19 protein-coding genes and 2 riboswitches are annotated in these 24,051 nt (G+C 40.5%); of the genes, 3 read left to right on the top strand and 16 right to left on the bottom strand.

The annotated features are described in order from the left end of the window. Positions 1 to 4: 4 nt before the first annotated feature. The 15 genes from ACFSTH_RS00110 to ACFSTH_RS00040 form a co-directional block, all read right to left on the bottom strand. Complete coding sequence (locus ACFSTH_RS00110) at positions 5 to 643, bottom strand: CIS tube protein (protein WP_377769128.1); 639 nt, start codon at positions 641 to 643, stop codon at positions 5 to 7. A 110-nt stretch (positions 644 to 753) separates the two neighbouring features. Beyond that, a complete protein-coding gene (locus tag ACFSTH_RS00105) occupies positions 754 to 3,678 on the bottom strand; it encodes a hypothetical protein (protein WP_377769127.1) in 2,925 nt (974 codons plus the stop codon). Positions 3,679 to 3,699: 21 nt separating this feature from the next. Continuing rightward, entirely contained in the window at positions 3,700 to 4,140 is a 441-nt protein-coding gene (locus ACFSTH_RS00100) for a phage tail protein (protein ID WP_377769126.1), read from the bottom strand. Positions 4,141 to 4,172: 32 nt separating this feature from the next. Next, complete coding sequence (locus ACFSTH_RS00095) at positions 4,173 to 4,376, bottom strand: DUF6760 family protein (protein ID WP_377769155.1); 204 nt, start codon at positions 4,374 to 4,376, stop codon at positions 4,173 to 4,175. Then, positions 4,358 to 4,735 (bottom strand): phage tail assembly protein, encoded by a 378-nt coding sequence (locus ACFSTH_RS00090; RefSeq protein WP_377769154.1) that lies wholly within the window; start codon positions 4,733 to 4,735, stop codon positions 4,358 to 4,360. Before ACFSTH_RS00090 ends, ACFSTH_RS00095 begins: the two co-directional genes overlap by 19 nt. A gap of 93 nt (positions 4,736 to 4,828) precedes the next feature. Further along, complete coding sequence (locus ACFSTH_RS00085; RefSeq protein ID WP_377769125.1) at positions 4,829 to 5,266, bottom strand: phage tail protein; 438 nt, start codon at positions 5,264 to 5,266, stop codon at positions 4,829 to 4,831. A 42-nt stretch (positions 5,267 to 5,308) separates the two neighbouring features. Beyond that, entirely contained in the window at positions 5,309 to 6,994 is a 1,686-nt protein-coding gene (locus ACFSTH_RS00080; protein ID WP_377769124.1) for a phage tail sheath family protein, read from the bottom strand. An 82-nt stretch (positions 6,995 to 7,076) separates the two neighbouring features. Beyond that, a complete protein-coding gene (locus ACFSTH_RS00075) occupies positions 7,077 to 7,640 on the bottom strand; it encodes a DUF4255 domain-containing protein (protein WP_377769123.1) in 564 nt (187 codons plus the stop codon). 5 nt (positions 7,641 to 7,645) lie between these two features. Next, positions 7,646 to 9,916: an AAA family ATPase gene (locus tag ACFSTH_RS00070; RefSeq protein WP_377769122.1), complete on the bottom strand. Its 2,271-nt coding sequence runs from the start codon at positions 9,914 to 9,916 to the stop codon at positions 7,646 to 7,648. Then, positions 9,909 to 11,324, bottom strand: coding sequence for a SpoIIE family protein phosphatase (locus ACFSTH_RS00065; RefSeq protein ID WP_377769121.1), 1,416 nt, complete (start codon positions 11,322 to 11,324; stop codon positions 9,909 to 9,911). The genes ACFSTH_RS00070 and ACFSTH_RS00065 overlap by 8 nt, the downstream gene beginning before the upstream one ends. 3 nt (positions 11,325 to 11,327) lie before the next feature. Beyond that, a complete protein-coding gene (locus ACFSTH_RS00060) occupies positions 11,328 to 11,675 on the bottom strand; it encodes an STAS domain-containing protein (RefSeq protein ID WP_377769153.1) in 348 nt (115 codons plus the stop codon). A 1-nt stretch (position 11,676) separates the two neighbouring features. Beyond that, positions 11,677 to 12,186: an ATP-binding protein gene (locus ACFSTH_RS00055; protein WP_377769120.1), complete on the bottom strand. Its 510-nt coding sequence runs from the start codon at positions 12,184 to 12,186 to the stop codon at positions 11,677 to 11,679. Positions 12,187 to 12,189: 3 nt separating this feature from the next. Further along, on the bottom strand, positions 12,190 to 15,258 hold the full coding sequence (locus ACFSTH_RS00050; protein ID WP_377769119.1) for a cyclic nucleotide-binding domain-containing protein: 3,069 nt from the start codon (positions 15,256 to 15,258) through the stop codon (positions 12,190 to 12,192). 29 nt (positions 15,259 to 15,287) lie between these two features. Next, on the bottom strand, positions 15,288 to 16,187 hold the full coding sequence (locus tag ACFSTH_RS00045; protein ID WP_377793563.1) for a hypothetical protein: 900 nt from the start codon (positions 16,185 to 16,187) through the stop codon (positions 15,288 to 15,290). Next, on the bottom strand, positions 16,142 to 16,879 hold the full coding sequence (locus ACFSTH_RS00040) for a hypothetical protein (protein WP_377769117.1): 738 nt from the start codon (positions 16,877 to 16,879) through the stop codon (positions 16,142 to 16,144). The genes ACFSTH_RS00045 and ACFSTH_RS00040 overlap by 46 nt, the downstream gene beginning before the upstream one ends. An 80-nt stretch (positions 16,880 to 16,959) precedes the next feature. On the opposite strand from ACFSTH_RS00040, the gene ACFSTH_RS00035 reads away from it, so the two are divergent. The 3 genes from ACFSTH_RS00035 (at position 16,960) to ACFSTH_RS00025 (ending at position 21,196) form a co-directional block, all read left to right on the top strand. Continuing rightward, positions 16,960 to 19,086 (top strand): hypothetical protein, encoded by a 2,127-nt coding sequence (locus tag ACFSTH_RS00035; RefSeq protein WP_377769116.1) that lies wholly within the window; start codon positions 16,960 to 16,962, stop codon positions 19,084 to 19,086. A gap of 59 nt (positions 19,087 to 19,145) precedes the next feature. Further along, on the top strand, positions 19,146 to 20,102 hold the full coding sequence (locus ACFSTH_RS00030) for a hypothetical protein (protein ID WP_377769115.1): 957 nt from the start codon (positions 19,146 to 19,148) through the stop codon (positions 20,100 to 20,102). Between the two features lie 62 nt (positions 20,103 to 20,164). Further along, positions 20,165 to 20,251, top strand: a riboswitch (cyclic di-GMP riboswitch). A gap of 121 nt (positions 20,252 to 20,372) precedes the next feature. Then, positions 20,373 to 20,457, top strand: a riboswitch (cyclic di-GMP riboswitch). A 94-nt stretch (positions 20,458 to 20,551) separates the two neighbouring features. Continuing rightward, positions 20,552 to 21,196 (top strand): anthrax toxin lethal factor-related metalloendopeptidase, encoded by a 645-nt coding sequence (locus ACFSTH_RS00025; protein WP_377769114.1) that lies wholly within the window; start codon positions 20,552 to 20,554, stop codon positions 21,194 to 21,196. A gap of 48 nt (positions 21,197 to 21,244) precedes the next feature. Here ACFSTH_RS00025 and ACFSTH_RS00020 read toward each other — a convergent pair. Further along, on the bottom strand, positions 21,245 to 24,051 hold a 2,807-nt coding region (locus ACFSTH_RS00020), incomplete at its 5' end, for an S-layer homology domain-containing protein (RefSeq protein ID WP_377793561.1).

The following is a 24,051-nucleotide window of genomic DNA, read 5'->3' as shown; positions in this document are numbered from 1 at the left end:
CCTCTCAGCCGTACAATCGCGGTATTTTAAGCACCATTCCTGCTTCCAATTGACTTGGATTTTCTATACCATTAGCCGTAGCTATCTCCCGCCACAAAGCCGGATCTTCATATTCTTCCGCAGCAATTTGCCACAACTGCTCTCCTTGCTTAATCGTTCGCTGCTTTGTCCGATCTGCCGATTGACGAGGAATTTGCTTAAACTGCTCCACCAAACTTTGCACCGCACGAAACGTCACCTGCAATGTCGCTCTCACCGGTAAGCCCGAATCTAGAAACATCGTATAACGCTGCGTCACCTTTTCCAAAACACCTTTAAACTGCAACGATCCCCATACAAACCGGCACAACGGCGGCGCATGCAAATCTTTATCCACCTCTAACAAAGAAGCTATTTTCATCGTCTGCTTGCGAACATCCGTCCCTTTCTCATACGTATCAAAAAACAACTCCATACTTAACGACGTAGCTTCTCCATTAACAAATTGAGCAATCGGCTGCGATAACCCAGGAACCGCTTGCCACGAAAACTTATTCGATGAATCCAAACTATACTCACTCGGATTAAACATCACATCCATTCGCTCATTACTACTACCGCTCTCCACCCAGATCATTGCCTTCTTCAACGCCAACCCACTCACCTACTCTCTTATCTACAGTAACGCCATCGTTATCTACTCTTTCAACTAAACAACAGCACTATTTCCACTCGTTTATCCACAACGACAAAACTACTAGGCATGATTTTTTGCTAAAATCCTCGTTTCTGCATCGTAAGCTTCGTTTGTTTCGTAAACTCTCGCAACAAACGATCTGTCATTTGCTGAACAGTCAATCGTTCATTCGTATCCATCTGTTCTTTTACTTTATCTAACTGTTCTTTCATCGTTGCAACGGTTGTCTCTATCTGTTTTACCGCTTTACTATTTTCTTGCACTAATATATCTTTTTTCGCTATAGAACGCTGCAACACAACCAAAGGTATCCCCGTTCCCTTACTTTCATGCCGAACAAACACTTCACCCTGCTTCACCATCACTGCGGCTTCATTAAACCTGTCCACAGACTCAGATCGACGCATCATCCTATCTCCAGCCCGATGCACCATATTCCCTACACTTATTAATCTATTCACATGTTGATACGATGAATTAATCATATTCGATGAACTATTCACAGCCTGATGCGCCGTATTCACTACATTCGACATTCTATTCACAATTTGTTGCGATGCATATACCACTTGCGACATTCTATCCCCAGCTCGATGCACATTATGAATTACTTTTGTTGATTCACTCACATGCTCACGCGCTACATTCACCACATTTGACATTCTGTCCCCAAATCGATGCACATTACGAACTACTTTTGTTGATTCACTAAAATTCTGACGTGCCATATTCGTCATGTTCGTTGATCTGTTCACAGGCTGATAGACTGTATTCAACATGTTCGACTTTCTATTCACATTTTGATGCGATGCATGTACCACTTGCGACATTCTATCCCCAGTTCGATGCACATTATGAATTACTTTTGTTAATTCACTCATATGCTGACGTGCTATCTTTACCACGTTCGATGTTCTATCCCCAGTTCGATGCACATTATGAACTACTTTTGTTAATTCACTCGTATGCTGATGTGCTATCTTTACTACGTTCGATGTACTATCCCCAGCTCGATGTACATTTTGAACTATTTTTGTTGGTTCACTCAAATGTTCACGTGCTAGTTTCGTCATGTTTGTTGATCTATTCACAAGCTGGTGTGTCGTATTCAACATATTTGATGTTCTATTCACAACTCGCTGCGATATATGCATTACTTTTAATGTTCTATCCCCAAATCGATGCACATTACCAACTATATTTGACGTTCTACCCACAGGTTGTTGCGCTATATTCACTACTCTATGTACTTTCGTTTCTAACTTATCCACTATTGCTTGATGTTTATGTTTTATTGACGTTGAAAACAACAACCGTGATTGTAGTTCCTCTAATCTATTAGGCTGGTTAAATCTATGGAGTCTATGATACCTACGAACAGAATTTAACTGATCTCCAACCATTGTCTTACTTCGATTCATCAAATAACGACGATATTCTGCTTTAGAATACACACGTAAACTACTTAAAAAATTAATCTCTTTATTTTGTAAACCATCCATTTTTCCAAGCTCTTTACTACTACCTAATAAATTTCTTTGTTGAATTATATCTTTCACTACTTGTTGCATTGCTGCAAACTGATTAACAGATCGATCTACCAACCTCTCATTGCGATAAATAGATTGATGTAATTCATAATTAGCATGCTGATTTTTTAACCAGCGAACGTACTGAGCGACAGGGATACGGGATATAAGCAGTTGAGCAAAATAATTAGTACTGGTGATATACTTCACATCTGTTGTATGTGTCTTATGCGCTATCTGACGTACACTTTGCGAATGCTGCACCTGCACACTACGTTTTTGACCTACATTACTTTGACCTTTATCTTTTCCGTTGTCATTACCAACACCACTGTCATTATTATAGTAATTTTGTTTGCGTTCTCCGGTTCGCTTTCGTACTAGTTCTATCAACCGTTCCACATGACTTCTACTATGGTAGTAGCTATCTTTCACTACTATTCGTCTATTACTACTTGATCGCTCACGCTCAATCATTTTCAATAACAGCAGTAACGGTTTAAACATGTGCTTTTGGGAGCTTACTGTATGATAATTAAACTTTCGCAGTACATTATGAACGTTCTGATTAGTGTACTGAGCGACGGGGATACGAGATAAAGCTAGCTGAGCAAAATAGTTAGCACTGCCGATATGCTTCACATCTGTTGTATGTATCTTATTCCCTATCTGACGTACACTTTGCGAATTTCGCAGCTGAACACTACGTTTTTGACCTACATTACTTTGACCTTTATCTTTACCGTTGTCATTACCAACACCACTGTCATTATCATAGTAATGTTGTTTCCGTTCTCCATTTCGTTTCCGTTCCAGTTCTAATATCCGTTCCACATGACTTCTGCTATAAAAGCTATCTTCCACTACTACTCGTCTATTACTACCCGCTCGCTCACGCTCAATCATTTTCAATAACGGCAGTAACGGTTTAAACATGTGCTTTTGGGAGCTTACTGTACGATAATTAAACTTTTGCAGTTCATTATGAACGTCCTGATTAGTGTACTGAGCGATGGGGATACGGGATATAAGCAATTGAGCAATATTATTAACACTGGCGATATGCTTCACATCTGTTGTATGTATCTTATGCGCTATCTGACGTACATTTATATGCGACATCTGACGTACATTTTGCGAACGCCGCGCCTGAACACCCCGTTTTTGCTCTAGTTCTATTATCCGCTCCACTTCGCTGCTACTATTATGGCTATCTTTCACTATCACACGACTATTACTACCTAATCGTTCCCGCTCCATCACTTGTTGGATTACTAGCTGTTGAACAGGTAACGTGACATGTACACTCGTACTTACATGATTAAAAATAGTGCGCCCTTTCGAATTGCGCAGGTAGACGAGCGCTTGTGAGCGCAGGGGAATGATGGTTGGCTGACTATACTTTTTAATTATTCGCTCTGCAAAGGAAGCAGCTCGCAATTTCCTCGATTTACGTACAACAGGTTGTTGCAATATCGTCACTCACCTTTGCCTTTACATCATTTTAAAACCGTTATGAACAAGCTCCACATATTCCACCGCAACTTCACTCATCATCGCTTGCAATTCCGGTCCCGACCACTTCACTGGATAACCATCATAAAAATTCCACCGGCGATACTCCTGATCAAACTCATCAAACAAAATAATCGAACCACTTTTTCGTTCAATTCTGCCTTCGGTTACAGCAGCATACCAATTCCATAACTCATTAGATTTGGTCATTCCTCGTTTTAATATCAACGGAACATGAACCGTTTGCGCCGGCAATCGATGAGTAAACTGATTTAACCCACCTTCTCGATATTCTTCGACCTGCGTTTCTACGACTAGACCACTCACTTCTGAAAATCCAGCAACGAGCAAACCATCGAGCTCTACCATAAAACGATAAGCGCTAACCGGCTGTGTTTGATCACGCCTTCTCCGCTGCATAAAGCTGATTCCTCCCGCACTAACACATCTTCTTAAAATACATCAAACGGATTTTTCCGTTCCGGTTCGTCACTCATTTTTCGATTGATTTTCGATATTTCAGCACACCACTTGCGACGCTCGTGATGCTCCATATTCATAACTTGATCGTGTGTCCAATGGAAGTAGTAAGCGATAAAACCCGCTTCTTCATATAATCTCTCTTCAGACTGTACACTTAAACTTCTTCCATTAATGATAAAAAAGAGATATCTACCTCATGTTCATGATCACATTTTGGGCAAATAGCAGGTGCTGTTAACTTTTCCATTTCGTTAATTTCTCGATAAAAATTTTGCAAATAAGCAAGATCAGCTGTAAACAGCCGTTCAATCGTTTTCGTATCGACCGCCTTCAAATCCCCCAGCTTTGTAATTACTCGAGCTAATAGAATAACGGTTAAATACCCTGGATTTTGCTGTACTCGTTGATCACGCATTGGTAATATTTCATCGGCTGCTGTCGCTAATCGCATCGTACCACGACGGTGTAAATTCCCTTGTTCGTCTACAAACCCGCGTGGCAACTCAAATGTATACTCTGTTTGAAAAGACATCATTATACCCTCCTATAGGACTAGATTATTAAATAGATGAAGGAACAACATCGACTGTTGTTGTTCCAACGTTTCCGGTTTATTTCTGCACTATTATTGCGTTCTTAACATTCCTTCATGCGCTAACTCCAATAGTTCAATCGCTACTTCTGAAGCCGTCGCATTAAAATCTGGAGCAGTATATTTTGTCGGCCAAGCTTCTATTACTTGCCATGTAGCTACATCTTCGCCTTCTTCATTAATCGCAATAATCGTTACCGTTTTACGCTCTACCGTTCCTTCTACGATGCAATCTTGTACCCACTCAAACAAATCTAGTGATTCTGTAGCGCCCCATTTCAACGAAATGTTGCCATACTTTGCGAGCCCCGGTAGTTTACGAGGCGTAATAACATCTGTTCCTTCACGATATTCAATAACATCTAGCGATGCATCGAAACCAGATACTTCACTAAAACCTGCTTGTTCTATCCCTTCTACCTCTACCCGAAATCGAAATTTGCGGTATGGATCATTACGTTCGCCTGCCATTACTACCTCTCCTTTTCATCATCCATCTATTATCATTACAACTTACTGCTCATTGGTTTTTTGTGTTAGTCGGAAAATGACGAATTCTGCTGGCTTCACTGGTGCAATACCAACGACGCAGATCAATCTACCATTATCAATATCATCTTGCGTCATCGTGTTATTGCTAATATCGATATAGAAAGCTTCTGCTGGAGAAGTTCCTTGCAAAGCTCCCCCTCGCCACACTCTCGTCAAAAACGCATCAATCGTGCGGTGTACTCGTGCCCACAAACGCTCATCATTCGGTTCAAAAACGACCCAATTCGTACCTGCTTTAATCGATTCTTCGACAAATATAAATAATCGTCTAATGTTAATATATTTCCACAAGGAGTTGGAGGAAGTCGTTCTTGCACCCCATACCCGAATGCCTTGACCAGAAAAACTGCGAATTAAATTAACGCCTTTCGGATTCAGTACATCCTGTTCCCCTTTACTATATTGCACCTGCAATCCTGTAACACCACGCAATGGCTCATTAGCAGGCGCTTTTTCAACACCTCGCGTACTATCACTACGTGCATAAACACCAGCAATCGTTCCAGATGGTGGAATAAACGTATTACGCTTTTCTAATGGATCAAACACTTGCAACCACGGATTATAGAGCGCCGCATAACTAGAATCAAAAATGTCACGGTGTGCCAGTACATCTTGCACTTTTGTTTTTTCCCGTGGAATATCCAATATAGCGAATCTACTACCTAGCAATTCACAATGTGCCACCAGCGCCAATTGTACTGCTGCATCCGTCACACCCGGTATAGCGATAATACTAATTTGGTCATTGTCAATAAACGATTGAATACCTGTTCGCTTACCTGGTCCATGATCTTCCCCAATAAAATCAGCAGGTGAGACACCTTGCAATGTGCCATCTTTTCCACCACTAAGCGTTATCGAAACGACACCGCTATCCGCAAACAAACTAGCAATCGTCGCTTCTGCTTTAGCAGTTACTTGCACTAATTGCGAACGAGAAGCTACTTTATTCACATAATGAGGGGAATCGGCATTAAACGTGCACTGTTCAAACGTTTTATGATCCACGCCATCTCGGATATGTAACGTAAATGCTGCGGCAGTTAATACCTTTTGTGGCAACAACGAAGTATCAATAGCATCAGCAGGTAGTTCATTTTCCAACACGACAACATGATCCTGCACCGAAATTACTTTGTTATAAAGCAATTCACTACCGTCTACAAACACAACTTCATCCCCGACTACAAAACCACCGCTATTTTTTAATCGATATGTCGTATCTCCCAGATGTTCTAACACTTGAGTTTTCGATTTTGGCTCATACTCGCATACAAGCTGCACTTTATTACCCCAAGCACCTGGATTACTCGCTTTAACAACAAACCATTCACCTTCGCTTGTTGCCACAACACTATCAGTAGGAGCTACTCGCATAATATAAGCTTGCGAACCGCCATTCATAAAAAACTGCTCTACCGCATATGTCAAATAACGATATTCCCCAAACTCATTTTCACTTAAATAAGTACCATACGTTCTTTTAAACTCGTTAATACTTGTAACTAATTGCGGCAGACCCTCTGCATCACCTTTTTCCGCTAAACCAATAAATCCAGCCATACTCGTGCTAACACCAGCTAGTGGTTGACCAGCAGAATCAAATTCCTCGACATATACACCAGGAGATAAATATTCAGCCATTGTTGTTCCCGATTAGTTGTAATAAAGCAAAGCTTCATTACCTATCGGTTCCTCCTCTCTTTTATCAAACTTTCCGGATAAGCTACTTTGGTTGTAATTGTACTTTTCTTTCTCGAACTCTACCTACTTGCTTCGTACGAGTAGAATCCAAATAAACAGGTCCTAACTTATAACATAGAGATAGTTTATAGGGCGTATTCGGAAACATATTAATAGCTGTCTCCAGCGGTAGCACTTCCTTCACCAATCGATAAGTGCCGCTATCTCCTTCTAACGCACCAACTAAATCAACTCCTTTCAAAGTATTATGATCGTGAAGCAACTGCATCAGCTTGCCGACTATTCGTTGCTCATCAATAGCTCGCGTCAATACATCCGAAGTAGAATGAGCAGTTATCAAATAATACAAATCAAGCGCTATAGGTGGATACCTCATCCGATCTCCCTGATCTATCAAATCATTGCTGCGCACATCTGTATTTTCCTTCACTTCATATAAGTAGACACTGACATTTAAGTCGCCTTTATCCGCAGGATGAGCAAGACCAATATAATCAGAATGAGCAACCAAATCAGGAACCAATGCTTCGCGCAACACCTTCACCAACGACAAGCCAACATCTGCGATGACAGCATAATTCGCCATATTTGCTACCCCCTCCAATACTGTCCATACACACCTAATCGATCTCGCAATAACAACTTACCGCTCTTTTTATATTCCTGAATGGCTGCTTCGACAAAATGTTTCATTTCTATCGTAGATTGCTGCTCATGTGCTGCCAAATAAGCCGCCGTCAAAATAATGTTTTTAATGGGACCACCGGAAAGCTCGAATGTTTCTGCCAAAAAGGTAAAATCTATCGTTTCATTTTGCATATGCTGCGGTATAGCTGACCGCCATAATTGCTCTCGTTGTTGTTTATCTGGAAAAGGAAACTTAATAATAAACTGAATTCGCCGCATAAAAGCTTCATCCAAATGTTGCGACAAATTACTAGCCAAAATCGTCAATCCATCATATTCTTCCATCTTTTGCAGCAAAAAAGCAGTCTCCATATTGGCGTACTTATCATGAGCATCCTTCACTTCCGATCGTTTCCCAAACAAAGCATCCGCTTCATCAAAAAACAAAATCGCACCACTTTGCTGTGCTTGATCAAAAATAGCTCGCAAGTTTTTTTCTGTTTCGCCAATATATTTGCTCACCACACGCGACAAATCGACACGATACAATTCGGCATCCATTTCTTTCGCCATAATTAGCGCTGACATCGTTTTTCCTGTTCCCGGCGGACCGGTAAACATCATACTAATTCCTCGCCCATAAGGAAGGATATGTTCAAAACCCCACTCTTGCATCACTTGATAGCGATCCTTCATCCGATGACAAGCTTGTTGGAGCAAATACAACGATTCCTCCGGCAAGATTAGATCCGACCACGAAAATGTATGCTCCATCTTATTCGCTTGTAACGACAGCTGATGGTGAATCGAGCGATAGGCTGCTTGATGTAACCACATGCCAACTTCCGCTCCCTCACTTACTCCAGCTTGCTGCCAACTGTTTTCTTTCACCGCTAACGAGATAGCCGACACCATCTGCCCCGGTGAAAAACGAAATTTGGCTGCCAGCCGATCCGCTTCCTGTTTGCTAAGATCAGCAAACTTTTCCCGCTTCGTCAACTGCTGCCACAACATACTGCTCTGCTCCATCGTAGGAGCTGCCAGCCGCACTTCAATCGGCTGCACTCGCTGCATCATGCCGCTGAGTCGCTCTTTACTATGAACAAAAATAGGTGCAGCAAAACGTTTCATTCGCTCCAACAGCCAGTTCCATCGCACATTCGTCGTACCGTCTATTCCTTGGATAGCAGTAGCTGAATCTGCCACACCTTCCCCACTATCCGCTTTGTCCGCCTCTATTAAACTAGCCAACTGATCAAACACTAGTAACGCTTGCTTTATTTGCGCTTCCAGTAGAATTTGTTCCATATAGGTACGAAATGCTACTAATGAGGTCGGGGCACAGCTTAAATCTACTTCTATGTAAGCTTGCTGCAAAAACCTTGCAACATGTTGCGATTGCAGCGTTTTTCCACTACCAGACTTTCCATATAACGAAATGACTACACCATACTTTGGAGACGTTCGCTGCCTTGTTTCCTCCGTTACATATCGTTGCAGCTTCTGCTGTAAATGTTCATCGATCAAAAGCGGCTCTAACTCTATTAATTGCTGGCGGTTATAATAATGCATCCCTACAATTTCTTGATCGACGTGCAATCCTTGTATGTAGCCAATGAGTGTAGGATGCAATGTGAGCGGTTGCTTCAATACAGAAATATCATCGCCAGCGACAGGTACTCCATCTACTAATAACTGGCGTAACGCTGTAGCAGGATCAAGCATTTGTTCCAGCATGTGATAATACTCTTGTGGCGTATGACAACACATCAAAAGCAATAACTGCAAGGAAACAGATTGTCTCGTCATATCATCATGAACAAACCCATATAATCGCCAATACTTCGCTCGATAATGTGGAGCAAAGCATACGATAAGTGCTCGCCATTCACTACTTGTCAACTCGAATTGCGCTCGCAATCGCTTGACCGGCAGTTCAAAACCGAGTGCAGCACTTTGAGCAACACGAGCCGCTATACGCTCTTCCAATTGTTCTAGTAACATCCGCTGCTCTAATTCTAGCTGCCCATACTCCTGCTCATTGAGCAAAGCATATGCCGCATCGCTACTAAAATATTGTCCCGAAAATAAAGCTGCCTGCTCTTTTCCAGTAGCCACGATGTTATCAAGGGCATATTCCAAACGAACATCTAACACTAACAACTCATCATCTAGCCATTCTTTTATACTTTGATAACCAACAACATCTGTCGATAGCTGTAGAATACTATTCATTCGTGACACCTTTCGCCTTATCTGGTTTCAAACAACGATTGGTAAATTGCATAGCCATCACTGCAATATCATCCGATTGATGAACACCTTCACTAAATTGCTGCACAGATTGTACTACTTCTGAAACGACGCTTTGCGGTGTCTGACTAGACGATTGATCATCCATCATCGGATACCACTTCTCCAATTGCTTCATTAATCGCTGCGCCCCAAACCATTCTCCATGTTTATTTTCCGCTTCTGTTATGCCATCAGTATAAAAGAGTATCGTGTCGTTTTCCGTAATCCACACTACATTTTCAATATATTTTGTACCGGGCAATACACCAAGTGGCAAATTTTGCTCGCCTCGCAGCCATTTTGTCTCTTTTTGTCGTAACAAAACAGGTGGGCAATGACCACCATTCGAGTACACAAATAAACCGGAATTTAGCTCCAGTACACCAACAAAAATAGTCGCAAACATCGTTGATTCTTCACTGCATAATTCTTCGTTTATCGCTTGAAGTAGCATCGCTGGTGAACTCATATAGCGTTGTTCTGCTTTCAACCAGCTCATAACACTAGCCAAAAAAAGTGCTGCCGGCATCCCTTTATCCGATACGTCACCTAAACAAACTAACAACTTATTTTCACTAAGCATTGCATAATGAAAAAAGTCGCCTCCAACTTCTCGTGCCGGAATTAACTCCGCTGCTAACGCTACCTGTTCCAGCTGGAACACTGGTTCAGGTAAAAATCGTTGTTGGATTTGTTTTGCAATGAGCATCTCACTTTCTAATCGTTCTTTGGTAGCAGTAGTTACCCGCAACTCTTCCATAGAAGCTACTAATTGCTCGTATAACATCATATTTTCCAAAGCAACCGCTATTGGCGAAGCCATCCACTCCAACAATTGTAAATCTGCTTTCGCAAATGACTTATTACGCTGCTTATTAATCACTTGCAATACGCCTAACAACCGATCACCAGCATAAACAGGAACACAGAGCATATTTCGAGTCGTCACTTCTGTTGCTACTGCAACACGATTAGACCAACGTTCATCTTTCGTCACATCGTTAATTCGCAAGGAGCGTCTTGCTTCTGCTACATATCCAGCGATACCTTCGCCTTTTTTCAATTTGATTTGCTTCACTTGCTCACTCCGCTCCCCCGTTGCCACTTCAAAATACAATTCCCCTGTCTGCTCATCTACCAACAAAACAGAAGAACCTTCTCCTTTTACACTCGCTGAAGTCAACTTCATAATTTTTTCAATCAGTTGTTTTCGATTAGTCGTAGAACTAAGCTGCAAACTTACTTGCAACAAAAGTGCCGTCTGCTTTCTTCGGTGTATGCCATGCCGTAATACGACAAGCAATATTACAATAACTAGAAGAAGCCCAAGTACGATTATTTCATTCATCTATTAACCTCCTGTCGGAGACAAAACATAGGCTACTGCCTCATCCATACAATTAAAAATAGCAAAAATAGTACTAAACGCTGACAAATCAAATATTTCTTGTACCGCAGGCTTCAACTGACATAACGCCAATCGACCATCTGCCGCTTTCGATTTTTTGATCATAAATAACATCGCTCGCAAACCGGCGCTACTAATATAATCTAACTGCGATAAATCAATGACGTAATGCCGATAGCCATCGGCTAATATATCAACAAAACTTCGTTCCACCACTTCCATCGTAACGCCATCTAACCGCCCTACTAATTTCAGCAACACATAGCCGTCACACACTTCTACTTGCAACATTTTACTCACTCCAGTCCTTCATATGCTGTATATCTAAATTGGTTAACTGCATTAATAATTGATTACATGTACCTTTTCGCTCGTAGTAACAAGAGGAACATAACTGGCGAATCAAATAAATGCCTAGCCCACCATATGGTTTTGTAGCAACTGGTATGTGCATGTTTGGCGCTTCATGCTGTAGCGGATCGAATGGCTTCCCATTATCTAAAAATAACAACTGTAACGTTTGCCACTCACCTTGCCTCTCATCAGCTACCGTTGCCGTTACATCCACATAAAGTTCCTCACCTGCTGTCCTTCCCTCTTGCTCACATCCGTGGTGGACAATGTTAAAAAACCACTCTTCAGCAACGAGACGAACTTTGTCATGCATCGCTGCTGTTAACGAAATGCGTTGTCCCCATCTTTTTAATTCATCTGCTAACTTGCTCCACTGCTCGATCGTTGCGTGCAACCTTACTTGCATTACGTCACTATTTTCCAGTAAATCTTCTTCGCTTCGCATCATCAATCACCCCATAGAAACAAGCATTTTTTCCAGCGTTCGCATCCGATTACTTAAAGAATGTAACAACCCAACCGCCATAGCCGGGTACAGCCGTACTAACCGAATAAATGGTTCACTTTCTATTTGCAACACTTTTGCCTTGCCCAAAATAACTTCTGCCGCCATACCCGATGGCTCTCCAGTGAACAACACTGCTTCGCCGACCGTCTGCATCGCTCCCACAATACCTAACGTCCCTTTTACCCCTTCCTGCGATATACCAATTAGCTCCACATGCCCCTCCACAATAATCGTTAAAGGCTGCGAGCTTTGATCAAACTGAAGGAGCCATTCTCCTTCCTCTACTTCTTTTTCTTGTACAATATTCGTGAGCAAACTTAATTCTTCCAATGCTAAATGAGTAAATAAGTCCACCTGCTTCAACAAAGCTATCTGCTCTAATCTATTCCAATATTCCCAGTGCTCCGCCACACGCTCGCCTCCTTCCGCTCCACTTCCTTTGAGTACAATCGCTTGTAGCCAGCCATCTGATATGGTTGCTATCATTGAAGAAATTGCTAATGATGATTTAGATGTAACTATCGACTCTGCCTGCACCTTTGAGCTTCGTTCGATCTTTCGATTTGCTTTATAATACTGAAACATAGCCTGACTTAACTTCGGATGAGCATATCCTTCTGCCAATATTTCCAACCCATCATCGACACGATCCTCCTGCCCACTTAACAACGCCGCCCGTAATGGTTGACTCGTTTCCTCTTCTTCTAAATAGCCATATACTTGCCAAATAACATGCTCGACGATTTGCGTTATCTCCGCTAATCTCATATTGGCTAGTTCCAGCCATACACTGCTTTCAGCCGAAGCCAATGCAAACAACTGCTCAATGACCTGCACATAGCTCGATAGTTGCTGAAAGTGATCCAAACTCGCTGCCACTATTTGTTCCTTGTAGATTCGATCGCTATCTAATTCCGTCACTACCATCACCACCACTTGCCACTGCTTTAGCTGAGTAATAGTAAGCAAAGGTAGTAACTGCGGCAATATAGACTTACCCAATGTCACTAGCGCGGTTACGATCGCTTGCTGTTGTTCTTTATCGCCATCCAGCGCCATTTCTAGCAAACTAGTCACGATAGTATAATCGCCAAGATGCCCAAGCGTTCGAATCGCTTCATATTTTATGACCGGTTTACTAGATAACGTACAATACAACACTTGTTCCAGTAATGATGTTACCTGCCGCTTCACCACTAGCTCACAAGCAAGCACTACTATTTCCGTCTCTTCCGATCGCAGCATGTCCTCTAGCTCTTTCTTTAAAAACTCTTCTTCATCCACATACAAAAGTGCTTCCGCTCGCACAAACAAACTCGAGTCAGACAGCGCCTGCTGCAAATAATAGAGTTGCCGCTCGTCATGTGCCGCCTTCGTAATCGCTAACAATTGACGGTACATAAACAACCTTACTTGCTCCCGATCATCTGCTAATAACTGCTCTAATTCCGATAGATGAGTCGTATAACGCTTTTTCCAAAAGGAAGACGAAATAGCAGTTAACGCTTTAACTTTCTCTTTTCCACTATAACGCTGCGCATATTGCCACAATATGACGGACCATGCTGGATGCTGCCTCATAGCCAATACGTCAAGCGCAAAATGTCGAACTGTAGCATCTGCATGCTCCAACAAACGCTCTACAGTTGCCCGTATTTGCTCTTGATCGATCGAAGCCGCGATAGTCGCAGCAAAATCAGCAATCGAACGAGTGCCTTTCCGCATACGTGCTACCAATTGTTTAATGTATAAACGTCGTGCATACCAAGCACTCGCCACAAGTAAAATAGCGCATAATGCACTTACTGCTATTTGTCCCGCAGCTGATAATAAACCGAAAGAATGCAGCATCGATAATCCGGAACCAAACAATATCCCTAATGAAGCCGCTACACTTTGCGTAATATACCGATAACCATCTCGTTCTTCCTCTGATAGCACTTTGAAAAAAAATTGATAGCCCGGCTCCGCAAAATAATAGAGTAATAAATAAAGCAAACTATAACCGGCGGATACTATGAGCAGCGCATACGAAGAATGAATGAACAGCATGACCAACATTGTCCCAACTAAAAAGGTAATAGATATAGCCAGTATCGTATTCGTAGCTCCTAATAGTTCCATCAATTTCCCTGTAAACAACTGCAAGACGAAAGCTGTACTGAATAATACAATAACCATCAGCCCATAAAAGCTCGTTAACTGTTTTTCATCAGAAAATGCTGCCTGCGCTACTGTAAAATATTGATATTCCATTACAAAATAAATTGCTGGTAACAACGTCATAATCGCTACGACGATCAACAAATAAGGAGATCGTAACGTCCGCTTTAAATAGTAACTCGATGTTTGTTTTGGCTCGTCATCGTTTACGTCCTGCTGCTCTATCAAAGCTGTCCGCAAATACAGCCGCAAAGCACGATTAAAAAAAGGATAACCAGCTAACAGCAACAACATAGCAGCAACATACAATAGCTCTGGTCCTATTACATTAGCTAATGTATTCGTGATGATCCCTGCCACAATGCCGCCAGCGATAGCAGCAAGAACGAATAGCGGCATTAACCTTTTGGCTTGCTGTGTCGTACATAGATCGAATGCCGTATTCCACATTAACCACGTTTGCTGCCTAATGACAAAGTTAGAAGTAAGGAACAACACAATATAATAAGCAACGCTAAATACGTTTACCGCTTGAAATGTAACTAGTAACATACTATTTAACAGACCAATAGCAATAAAAAATAAGTACAGCGAGCGCATAAACCGTCCTTTTTCGACTTTTTGCACCAAAATAGATAACAGCCAGCCTTCCAGTGGCATCAAAATAGCTTCAATTACATACATTTGCGGCAAATATTGTGTACCGATTCGACTATTAAACAAAGCCATAAAAGATGTATAATTCACCATCTCCGATATTCCCGCCAAAAAGAATACCGTACTCAGTAGCAACAGTTTATTTTTATCCTCATATTTCACATGAAAAAGATTACTTAATACTCCCTGCACTGCACACTCCACCTTCTAAACAATGACCACTAAATTGTCGCATTCATTGCTAATCGAGCAGCCAATTGTTGTTTATCTAGGTTGGAAGAACTGGAGAATAGCCCCAGTAGCTCTAACATAGTGATATACTCTGCTTGCTTCTGTACAATCGCTTTCTCGTATAATATAGCTACTATTTCGGTGAGCAAAAAAATATAACATTGTTGCACAGAATGAAATCCTTTTGCTCGCAATTTTTTCATTAGCTCTTTTTCTAATTTCGCACCTGATAACTTGTTATTTACTCCCAAAAACCGTTGGACAATTGCTGTCGGATGATCTGGTTTCAGTTGCCCTTTCATAGAAGGTCGTTTCTTTTCCTGCGCTGCTGATTGACCTACTAACAACCACAATAACCACGAAGGATTGGACAATTGTTGCTGAAGTGACTGTTTGTTTTGCTTTCTACCGATAATAGGTATACCAAAAAATGCTGGACTATCGTTTTCTTCCTTCATCGCCAATTCATTTGCCGAACTAAAGCCACTTTCACGCTGCTTATACTCTTGCTCTTGTTCCTGTCCTTGTCCTATTTCCTTGTCGTATTCACTGCTATTTTCCTCTTGTCCATACTCATGCTCGTAATCATCATTCTCATGCTCACCTGTTGCAGCCGACGTATCCTCATCTGTTGCAGCTAATGACTCACCTTGCCCATATGTACTACTATTTTTAACTGGCTCCTTACTCGTTTCGTATTGTTCTAGCTTTTTCGTTACATATTGCTCTCCCCATTGCTGTTGTTCTGTTTCTATTTGCGTCATTTGCTGTCTCATGCTATTCCAATCTACCCAATCTTTCCATTCTATCGTTATCGTTATTCGGTTAACAAAACGTTTTAAACTTAATCGCCCTCGACCAACCAATCGATGTAACAACAGCTTTTGCATTCGACTAGACAGTTGAGTATTTGTTGCAATAAAATGACTTCCCCTTGCTTTATAGCTTTATACATCAGCCACTGCATAATTTCACGATATGGCGCAATTAATCCCGGCAAATCCAATTGCCAGTGTACGAGCGGATATTGTTCTACTGCACCTGATTCATAAATATTAGCTTCCTTCATCGACTCTTGCGCTTGTAACTGTACGTGTTGTAATTGTTGTACCGCTTGCTCCATCTGAGTAAACCAATGTTCTGAATGAAGCAATTGCTCCAAATGTTGCATAGAGCCTGCCGCATAATGAAGTGCCGCTTGCCTCTGTTCTACACTTAATGTAGAAAATTGTCGCCATAGCATAAGCTGACTATCATTCGAACGGGCGAATAACTGCTCCACAATTTGCGCATAACGCCATGAAAGACCTCGATTACAATATTGCAATTGCTGTATTTGTAACATAGAAAGTCCATGCCCTATTTGCGCCTGCTGCGCTTGTTGCTTATAAGTAGCACCATTGATCCTTTCACTAGCTTCCTTGCTTCTCCCATTTTTCTCGTAACTTTTGCTCCGTTTTTGCTGTAGCTTCTCTTTCAATACAACACCTACTTTTCTAATAACACTACAGATTACCATTCCGAATTCATTACTATCCACCATATAATAAATAGTTGCTTCACATTGTGACCGCGTTAACAAAATGATGACTTATAAAGGGTTATACTAAAAAATAAATAGAATAATAGCTCACAAATTACGATTAAAACGGAGGATACGCCGTGTCACGTACAAACGAAACGAAAAAAAACGGTAATACCAATGCACCAGCTCATCATCTTCCGCCTCAGACGAAACCACCTGCTGCTAGTACGACAGCACCCACTGCTCTAATGCAACAAACGGGGAATCAAGCGGTAGGTCAAGCAACTAATACTACAGATAATGCAGCTCCAGCTTATCCAGATCGCAGTATTGGCAAAGCCTATACGAAATATTTGTACAGTCCCCTTCATGAAGCTGTTTTAGACAAATTTGGAGTAGGTAGACGAGGATTGTTTCGTTCCAAAGAACTCAATGAGTTTCGCGATCGGTTAAAAAAAGCTGCTCGTTTACAAGCAAATACTAATATAAGCAACCAATTAGACAACCACGCTTCGCTTGAAAACAAAGGTGTTTTTGAAAAAAAAATAGTAGGAATGACCGCCAACAAAGAAGCTTATAGTCTAGCAAAAGGGTCGGTTAACCAAGTGATGGCGACAGAATCAGACAACATTATCGAAAAATTGCTACCGCAAGAACAAGTCTATGAACAACTATGGGCTACGGCTGAAACAGCTAACAATAGCAGTGCTTTAGAACGAGATATTAAACAACCACAAGCTAAAAATATTTATGGAGCTGTTTCCAAAAAAGCAGAACAATTACTAAAACAAATAGAACCAATAGCGGTTAATGAAGCACGATCAATTGTCAAAGGCGATAAGTTTATTAAAGGATCAGTCGGTGACGCCATGCGTCAACAACAACTGACAGAAGCAACAACTACACAGGTAACGGACGATAATATAGCTGGACAAGCAATAGATAAAGTTATTAATGCAGACACACTAGAAAGCGGTTTAAACAAAATTAGAGGTATTATCGATCGTGTCGTTCCCAATGACGGGGATTCTGCTTCTTTTGAATGCCAGCTTAAAATCCCTTTTGGACAAACAGGAGGATATGCTTTTATTGCCTTTGAAGCGGAAGCAGAACACGATGAAGGTATGAATCTAGGAGCACAGATCGGAATAGGTTTAGGATACGATGCAAAAGTTATCGATGTTAACGCTCAGTTCGGCATGCATGTAGAAGCAGAAGCGACGGATACACAAGCTGCCCTTAATTTAATTTCATATGGCATGTATCGATATACGAATAGAATTTATCCTACCGTTGCCGAAAAGTTGTGGGGCATGGGTGGAAAATCAGGGAACACCGCACAACAAGAAGCGGAAGCATGGGCCACAGCTATTGAAGCGAAACATTTGGATGATGGCGACTCCAGTGTTCAAGTAGGGAATTTTATACAACTAGCACTAGCTATTAAATCTGGCATTGCAGAAGCAGATATTCAATTACAAGGAAAACTCTACACACACTATGATAAAGAAACAATCTCGGAAAATACTTTTGGTAATTTTGGTGATGAAACAGAATGGTCTGTATTAGATGCGAAAGCAAAAATGCTGTCGAAATATAACACCAAAGGTGTGAAAATTGGAGCAAGTGGTGATATTTCATTGGATCTAGGCTTCGGTGAATTGCAGTTATCAGGTGAAGGTGAACTAGATTGGCGGAATGGCGGACCAGAAAGCGTAGAACTATCTTTCGGTATTAGCTTACCTTTTAATTATGGAGATGATAATGCGGATTGGATTTATATTATTAACAAAGTCTACGGCCCGATGATGAGTCTATTTACAACGATGAACCGTACAATCGCTAACAAAAGCCAGTCACAAGCAGATGCAAATAGCCATAGCAAAGCACAAATGCAAGGAGCAATGATCGACGCAGCATCCGATAGTTCTATTTTCCTACCACAATTTGATGAAATTGGTCACCAATTAGTAAGTGCTACAAAAACGGTCGATCCTGAAACTGATGAAATAGAACATATGATAAAAATGTCGTCATCCACCGCATTAACATTTAGTTTTGAATATGAGTTTGCTAATCAGGAGAAAAACGAACCGAGTGAATGGGAAGTAGCTGCGGAACTAAGTAAAGTGAAAAACTTCGAAGTAGACACTGGCATATTCAAATTTTCTGTAGAAAAAAGCAAACAGCTAGCTAAACTTGGAAGAGAGAAAAAGGAAGGAAATATTGCTACAGTCAAAACATTATTAGGGAATAAACTATAAAAACATTGCTCATTTCTTCATTACATCACCATTACAGCTTAAAGGAGAGTTCTGCAATCATGTCAATATCGAATGATAAAACGGTAAACAATAACCATCATACAACCATTCGTACAGAAGTACCCATTTTATTTACTACATGGAATCGTCAGACTTTAACGGCTACACTACTGCACATTGAAGCAAAACAAATCAACGTAAATAGCGATGCTAAAATAACGATAACTATACAACTAGATTTTACGACCTGTCAGCACATGCTACATAACTATTTCTTTCATACATTACCCGGTTGCTTCATAGCGAACACAGATTTTACGCCCGGACAATGGATTACCGCCACACTCCTATTACAACCTGGAATAGCAAAAACGTTGCTCGCATCATCCAACGATGCAGAAACAGTACTAGCTGCTTTACTATCCGATCAACTACCGAATAACGGAACATCTCCACTGTTAGACGAAAGTTATTGGTTTTTGCTCGAAGCGTCACAATTAGTCGAACTACCGATCGCTTTACAATCGCAAGTATTATTGCGACAAAGTATACGCACGAACTGGCTTACATTACTATACGCAACAGCAATAAATAAACATGTAATCACAACTAACCTCTCACTATTACCACAAATTACTCAGCATTTAAATGCCGAACAGTTAAACTATGAAGAGATGGATGATGACTTGCTGCGAATCGCTTTTGAAAGTGTAAAACAGCAACGATGGCTATTACTACTACATGTCGATCAAAAAAATCAAACCATCGAAACATATAGCATTTTTCCACAACTTATCTCTGTAGCAGAGCAGCCTACGCTCGCTTTACAGCTATTACAGTTGCAACAGCAGTTAGAAAGTGGCTCCTTTGAGCTTGATCAAGACGGGGAACTGAGATTTCGATTAGCACTTGCATGTCCTTCTAACAAAGTAGAACGTACCGCATTTCAAACATTATTAGGCAGCCAAATGCAAGTTATGAAGTTATTGCAACAAGTAGTACAAATGGGCAAATAACATTGACGATATGGAACTTTTGTTATATAATTAAATTAAATAACACAACTAAATACCTATCCTAGTGATAAAGGCAAACTTGTTGAAAAACAAGGACGCAAAACTACAGGGGCTACAGCGATTAATCGCTATGCCAGCCAGTTACCGACAGCGATAGCTTGACGTATATTTGCGTATATTCAAGCCCTTCTTACTTCGGTAATTAGGGCTTTTTCATTTGGATAATAGTTATTACATTTTGTTATTTCATATTAAATACCTTCAACTCCGTGTTGAAAAAGGCAAACCTGTTGAAAAGCAGGGACGCAAAACTATAGGGACTTCAGCATACATGCTAAGTTAGCCAGTTGCCAATAAACGAAGCTCGTACTGAAACAAGATAATCATTGATTTTTATAAAGCAGGATTATCTTCCGTATTCGGTTACTCGCTTCAAGGAGAGAGATCATATGAACTGGGCGAAACGTATTACTGTTTTATTACTAGCATCCATACTTTTAATAACTACACCTATATATGCAAGTAACAATATCATTGATAAGTTAGTAGTACTTCCTAAGAGCAAGTACAACGAACAAGAAGCTAACAAAATGATGGAGCGCTTGAATTTAATACCGACACATATTTTGGAAAAACTTTATGATAATAACGTTAAAATCAAACTAACAAACGATATCATTACAAAAGAACCAGAATTAAGCTATTTACGAGGAGTAACACCTCGTGGTTGGGAAAATACTGGTCTAACTTGGGATGATGTACCCGGTGTTAGTGAGCAAATAGTCGTTGTACGAATTGGTCATAGTAAAAAAGGAAAAGGACATAATTCCTTCAACCTAGAAATTCATGAGACAATGCATGCTGTAGACCGCCTCGTATTCAATGGAGCAAGTTCTACCGCAGCCTTTAAAGAAGTCTTTAATAAAGAAGCAAACATTAAATATAAAAATGATGGTTACGTTTCTGTTTATCCCGAAGAGTATTTTGCAGAAGCTGCCAGCTTATATGTATATAGCGATACAACCAACAGTAAGTTAAAAGAAAGTCAGCCGTTAACGTATAAATTTTTTGAGGATTTGTTTAAAACACCTTAACAAATAACTCCACTCTCGGAGAAGGAGAGTGGAGTTATTATATTGATACTATTCTTGGTAGATATGAAGAGGAAGTACTTCATCCCATAATTCGTAATCTTCTTCATCTCTACTATACTCATGATGATTCGTTGCTTCTAACACATCTTCATAATACCACTTTGTAGATGGATTATCTGGCCACTGTTTTGTATCTTCATGAACATCTTCTGCTCTTAATTTACGATTAAGAACACTGTTTATAAACTTCATTGCTTCTGCTCTTGTAATATACTGGTCTGGGCGGAATGTTTTATCCTCATAACCAGCAATCCAACCTTTATTAGCTGCAGATTTAATATACTTTTCTGCCCAATGCCCACTAATATCAGAGAACTTATCGTTCTTCGTATCATTAAGCTTATCAAATCTACTTGCAATTGCTGCAAATTCAGCTCTCGTAATCGATTGACCTGGACGGAATGATCCATCTTCGTATCCAGTAATAATACCTGCATTTTGCATTGTAGCAATGTGTCGGTTCGACCAGCGAGCTTTTTTCACATCTGTAAATGAATGATCTGTCGTCATAAATTTATTACGACTTTCTTCATCCAACAAACGATAGAATATTGCTGCAACTTCTTCTCTACTTATTTGACCTTCTGGTTGTACCGTGCCATCTGGATAACCACGTACATAATTGAAGTGATTTTCCATATCCAATGTTGGCGGAAGTGGTGGCAATGGTGTAACCGGTGGTAATGGCGGTAAAGGTGTCGGTTTTGGCTCATATGGTGGATAAACTACTGGTGGATTTTTAGTATACAAGAAAGTATACTCACCCATTTCATTTACCACTACAAACTCATATGAAGCTAACTCTGAACTATATTGATTAACTGAAACTGGTGTCAATACAAGTGTGCTACCGATTGCCCCTGTAAATTGTTGCGAAGGTGCAAGTTCATTATTTGAACCTTTTTCACGGTAATGAACAACTACAGTTCCCAAATCAGTTGGTGGAGTAATATCTTCATAAGAATAAGTAACTTCCACATCTAGCTCAGGCATTAGACCTGATACATTACCTACATCATCCTTAGTAAACCCGTCTTCTGGAGTAACTGCTACAGCAAGAAAACGATAATTTGCGTTAGATAATGGTGATGTATTAATCGTATCACCAGCTAGTTTTGCACTTTCTTGACGAGATACTACTGTACCATCAACTTCATGTTTAACAACTAGTTTAAAGCTTCCATCTGCAAGCTCCACATATCTAAACTCATAAACAGATTCTGCTGACACTAATTCATAGGAAACAATTGCCTCAGCATTTTCTAATACGAATCCTTCGATAGATGGTGCTTCCAAAATAACTGTATCGCCTATAATACCTGTCACTAGTGTTGATGCTTTTAACTCAGTATTATCCGCTGCATTAACATATTTTACTGTTACTTTAGCAATTTGTTCAACTGGTTCATCAGCTGTGTAGTAGAAGGTATACGTGTTATCTTCTGCTTTCACTGTATACGGAACAGTTGTATTACCAACTACTGTATAATCAGTAACATTTACAGAGTTTAACGTAATCTCTGTACCTATAACACCACTTGCTGATGTTGGAGCATGAACTTCTTCCGTTGTACCTTCTTTGTAGTGATAGATAGTTACTGATTTTTCAACTGGTTCCACTGGTGTGTCAGCTGTGTAGTAGAAGATATGGCTATTATCTTCTGCTTGCACTGTATAAGGAACAGTTGTATTACCAATTACTTTATAATCAGTAACATTTACAGAGTTTAACGTAATCTCTGTACCTATAACGCCACTTGCTGATGTTGGAGCATGAACTTCTTCCATTGTACCTTCTTTGTAGTGATAGATAGTTACTGATTTTTCAACTGGTTCCACTGGTGTGTCAGCTGTGTAGTAGAAGATATGGCTATTATCTTCTGCTTGCACTGTATAAGGAACAGTTGTATTACCAACTACTTTATAATCAGTAACATTTACAGAGTTTAACGTAATCTCTGTACCTATAACGCCACTTGCTGATGTTGGAGCATGAACTGCATCCGTTGTACCTTCTTTGTAGTGATAGATGGTTACTGATTTTTCAACTGGTGCGTTCTTCGTATAGAAGAATGTGTACTCGTTTCCTACTCGTTTTACCGTGTAATCAACTGTTGCTTCTCCATCTACCGTGTAACCTAGGATCACAACGGAACTTAGTTCCACCTCTTCGCCCGTTTTACCTGTTGCAGTAGTTGGCTCTTCTAGCTTGTTATTCGTACCTTTTTCTAAGTGACGAACAGTGATCGTTTGATCCTCTGCTGTGTAGTAGAACGTATAAACGTTGCCGCTACGTTTCACCACATATTCTTTGCTTGCATCACCATCTACTTCGTAACCATTAATCTGTAACGATTGTAGGGTTACTGTTTTTCCTGTTTTACCAGTAACGGTAGTTGGCTCTTCTAGCTTATCATTTGTACCTTTTTCCAAGTGATGCACAGTGATCGTTTGATTCGCTGCTGTGTAGTAGAACGTATAAACGTTGCCGCTACGTTTCACCACATACTCTTTGCTTGCATCACCATCTACTTCGTAACCATTAATCTGTAACGATTGTAGGGTTACTGTTTTTCCTGTTTTACCAGTAACGGTAGTTGGCTCTTCTAGCTTATCATTTGTACCTTTTTCCAAGTGATGAACAGTGATCGTTTGATTCGCTGCTGTATAGTAGAACGTATAAACGTTGCCGCTACGTTTCACCACATACTCTTTGCTTGCATCACCATCTACTTCGTAACCATTAATCTGTAACGATTGTAGGGTTACTGTTTTTCCTGTTTTACCAGTAACGG

The organism is Paenibacillus yanchengensis, from assembly GCF_042684845.1.
Classification (GTDB): domain Bacteria; phylum Bacillota; class Bacilli; order Paenibacillales; family Paenibacillaceae; genus Pristimantibacillus; species Pristimantibacillus yanchengensis.
This window is presented reverse-complemented; position numbering and strand designations above follow the sequence as displayed.

Excerpts from the sequence above, each read along its gene's own strand:
- ACFSTH_RS00100 (WP_377769126.1), bottom strand. The coding sequence starts at position 4,140 with ATGCAGCGGAGAAGGCGTGATCAAACACAGCCGGTTAGCGCTTATCGT.
- ACFSTH_RS00025 (WP_377769114.1), top strand. The coding sequence starts at position 20,552 with ATGAACTGGGCGAAACGTATTACTGTTTTATTACTAGCATCCATACTT.
- ACFSTH_RS00080 (WP_377769124.1), bottom strand. The coding sequence starts at position 6,994 with ATGGCTGAATATTTATCTCCTGGTGTATATGTCGAGGAATTTGATTCT.
- ACFSTH_RS00065 (WP_377769121.1), bottom strand. The coding sequence starts at position 11,324 with ATGAATGAAATAATCGTACTTGGGCTTCTTCTAGTTATTGTAATATTG.
- ACFSTH_RS00075 (WP_377769123.1), bottom strand. The coding sequence starts at position 7,640 with ATGGCGAATTATGCTGTCATCGCAGATGTTGGCTTGTCGTTGGTGAAG.
- ACFSTH_RS00030 (WP_377769115.1), top strand. The coding sequence starts at position 19,146 with ATGTCAATATCGAATGATAAAACGGTAAACAATAACCATCATACAACC.
- ACFSTH_RS00090 (WP_377769154.1), bottom strand. The coding sequence starts at position 4,735 with ATGTCTTTTCAAACAGAGTATACATTTGAGTTGCCACGCGGGTTTGTA.
- ACFSTH_RS00055 (WP_377769120.1), bottom strand. The coding sequence starts at position 12,186 with ATGATGCGAAGCGAAGAAGATTTACTGGAAAATAGTGACGTAATGCAA.
- ACFSTH_RS00045 (WP_377793563.1), bottom strand. The coding sequence starts at position 16,187 with ATGCAAAAGCTGTTGTTACATCGATTGGTTGGTCGAGGGCGATTAAGT.
- ACFSTH_RS00070 (WP_377769122.1), bottom strand. The coding sequence starts at position 9,916 with ATGAATAGTATTCTACAGCTATCGACAGATGTTGTTGGTTATCAAAGT.
- ACFSTH_RS00060 (WP_377769153.1), bottom strand. The coding sequence starts at position 11,675 with ATGTTGCAAGTAGAAGTGTGTGACGGCTATGTGTTGCTGAAATTAGTA.
- ACFSTH_RS00085 (WP_377769125.1), bottom strand. The coding sequence starts at position 5,266 with ATGGCAGGCGAACGTAATGATCCATACCGCAAATTTCGATTTCGGGTA.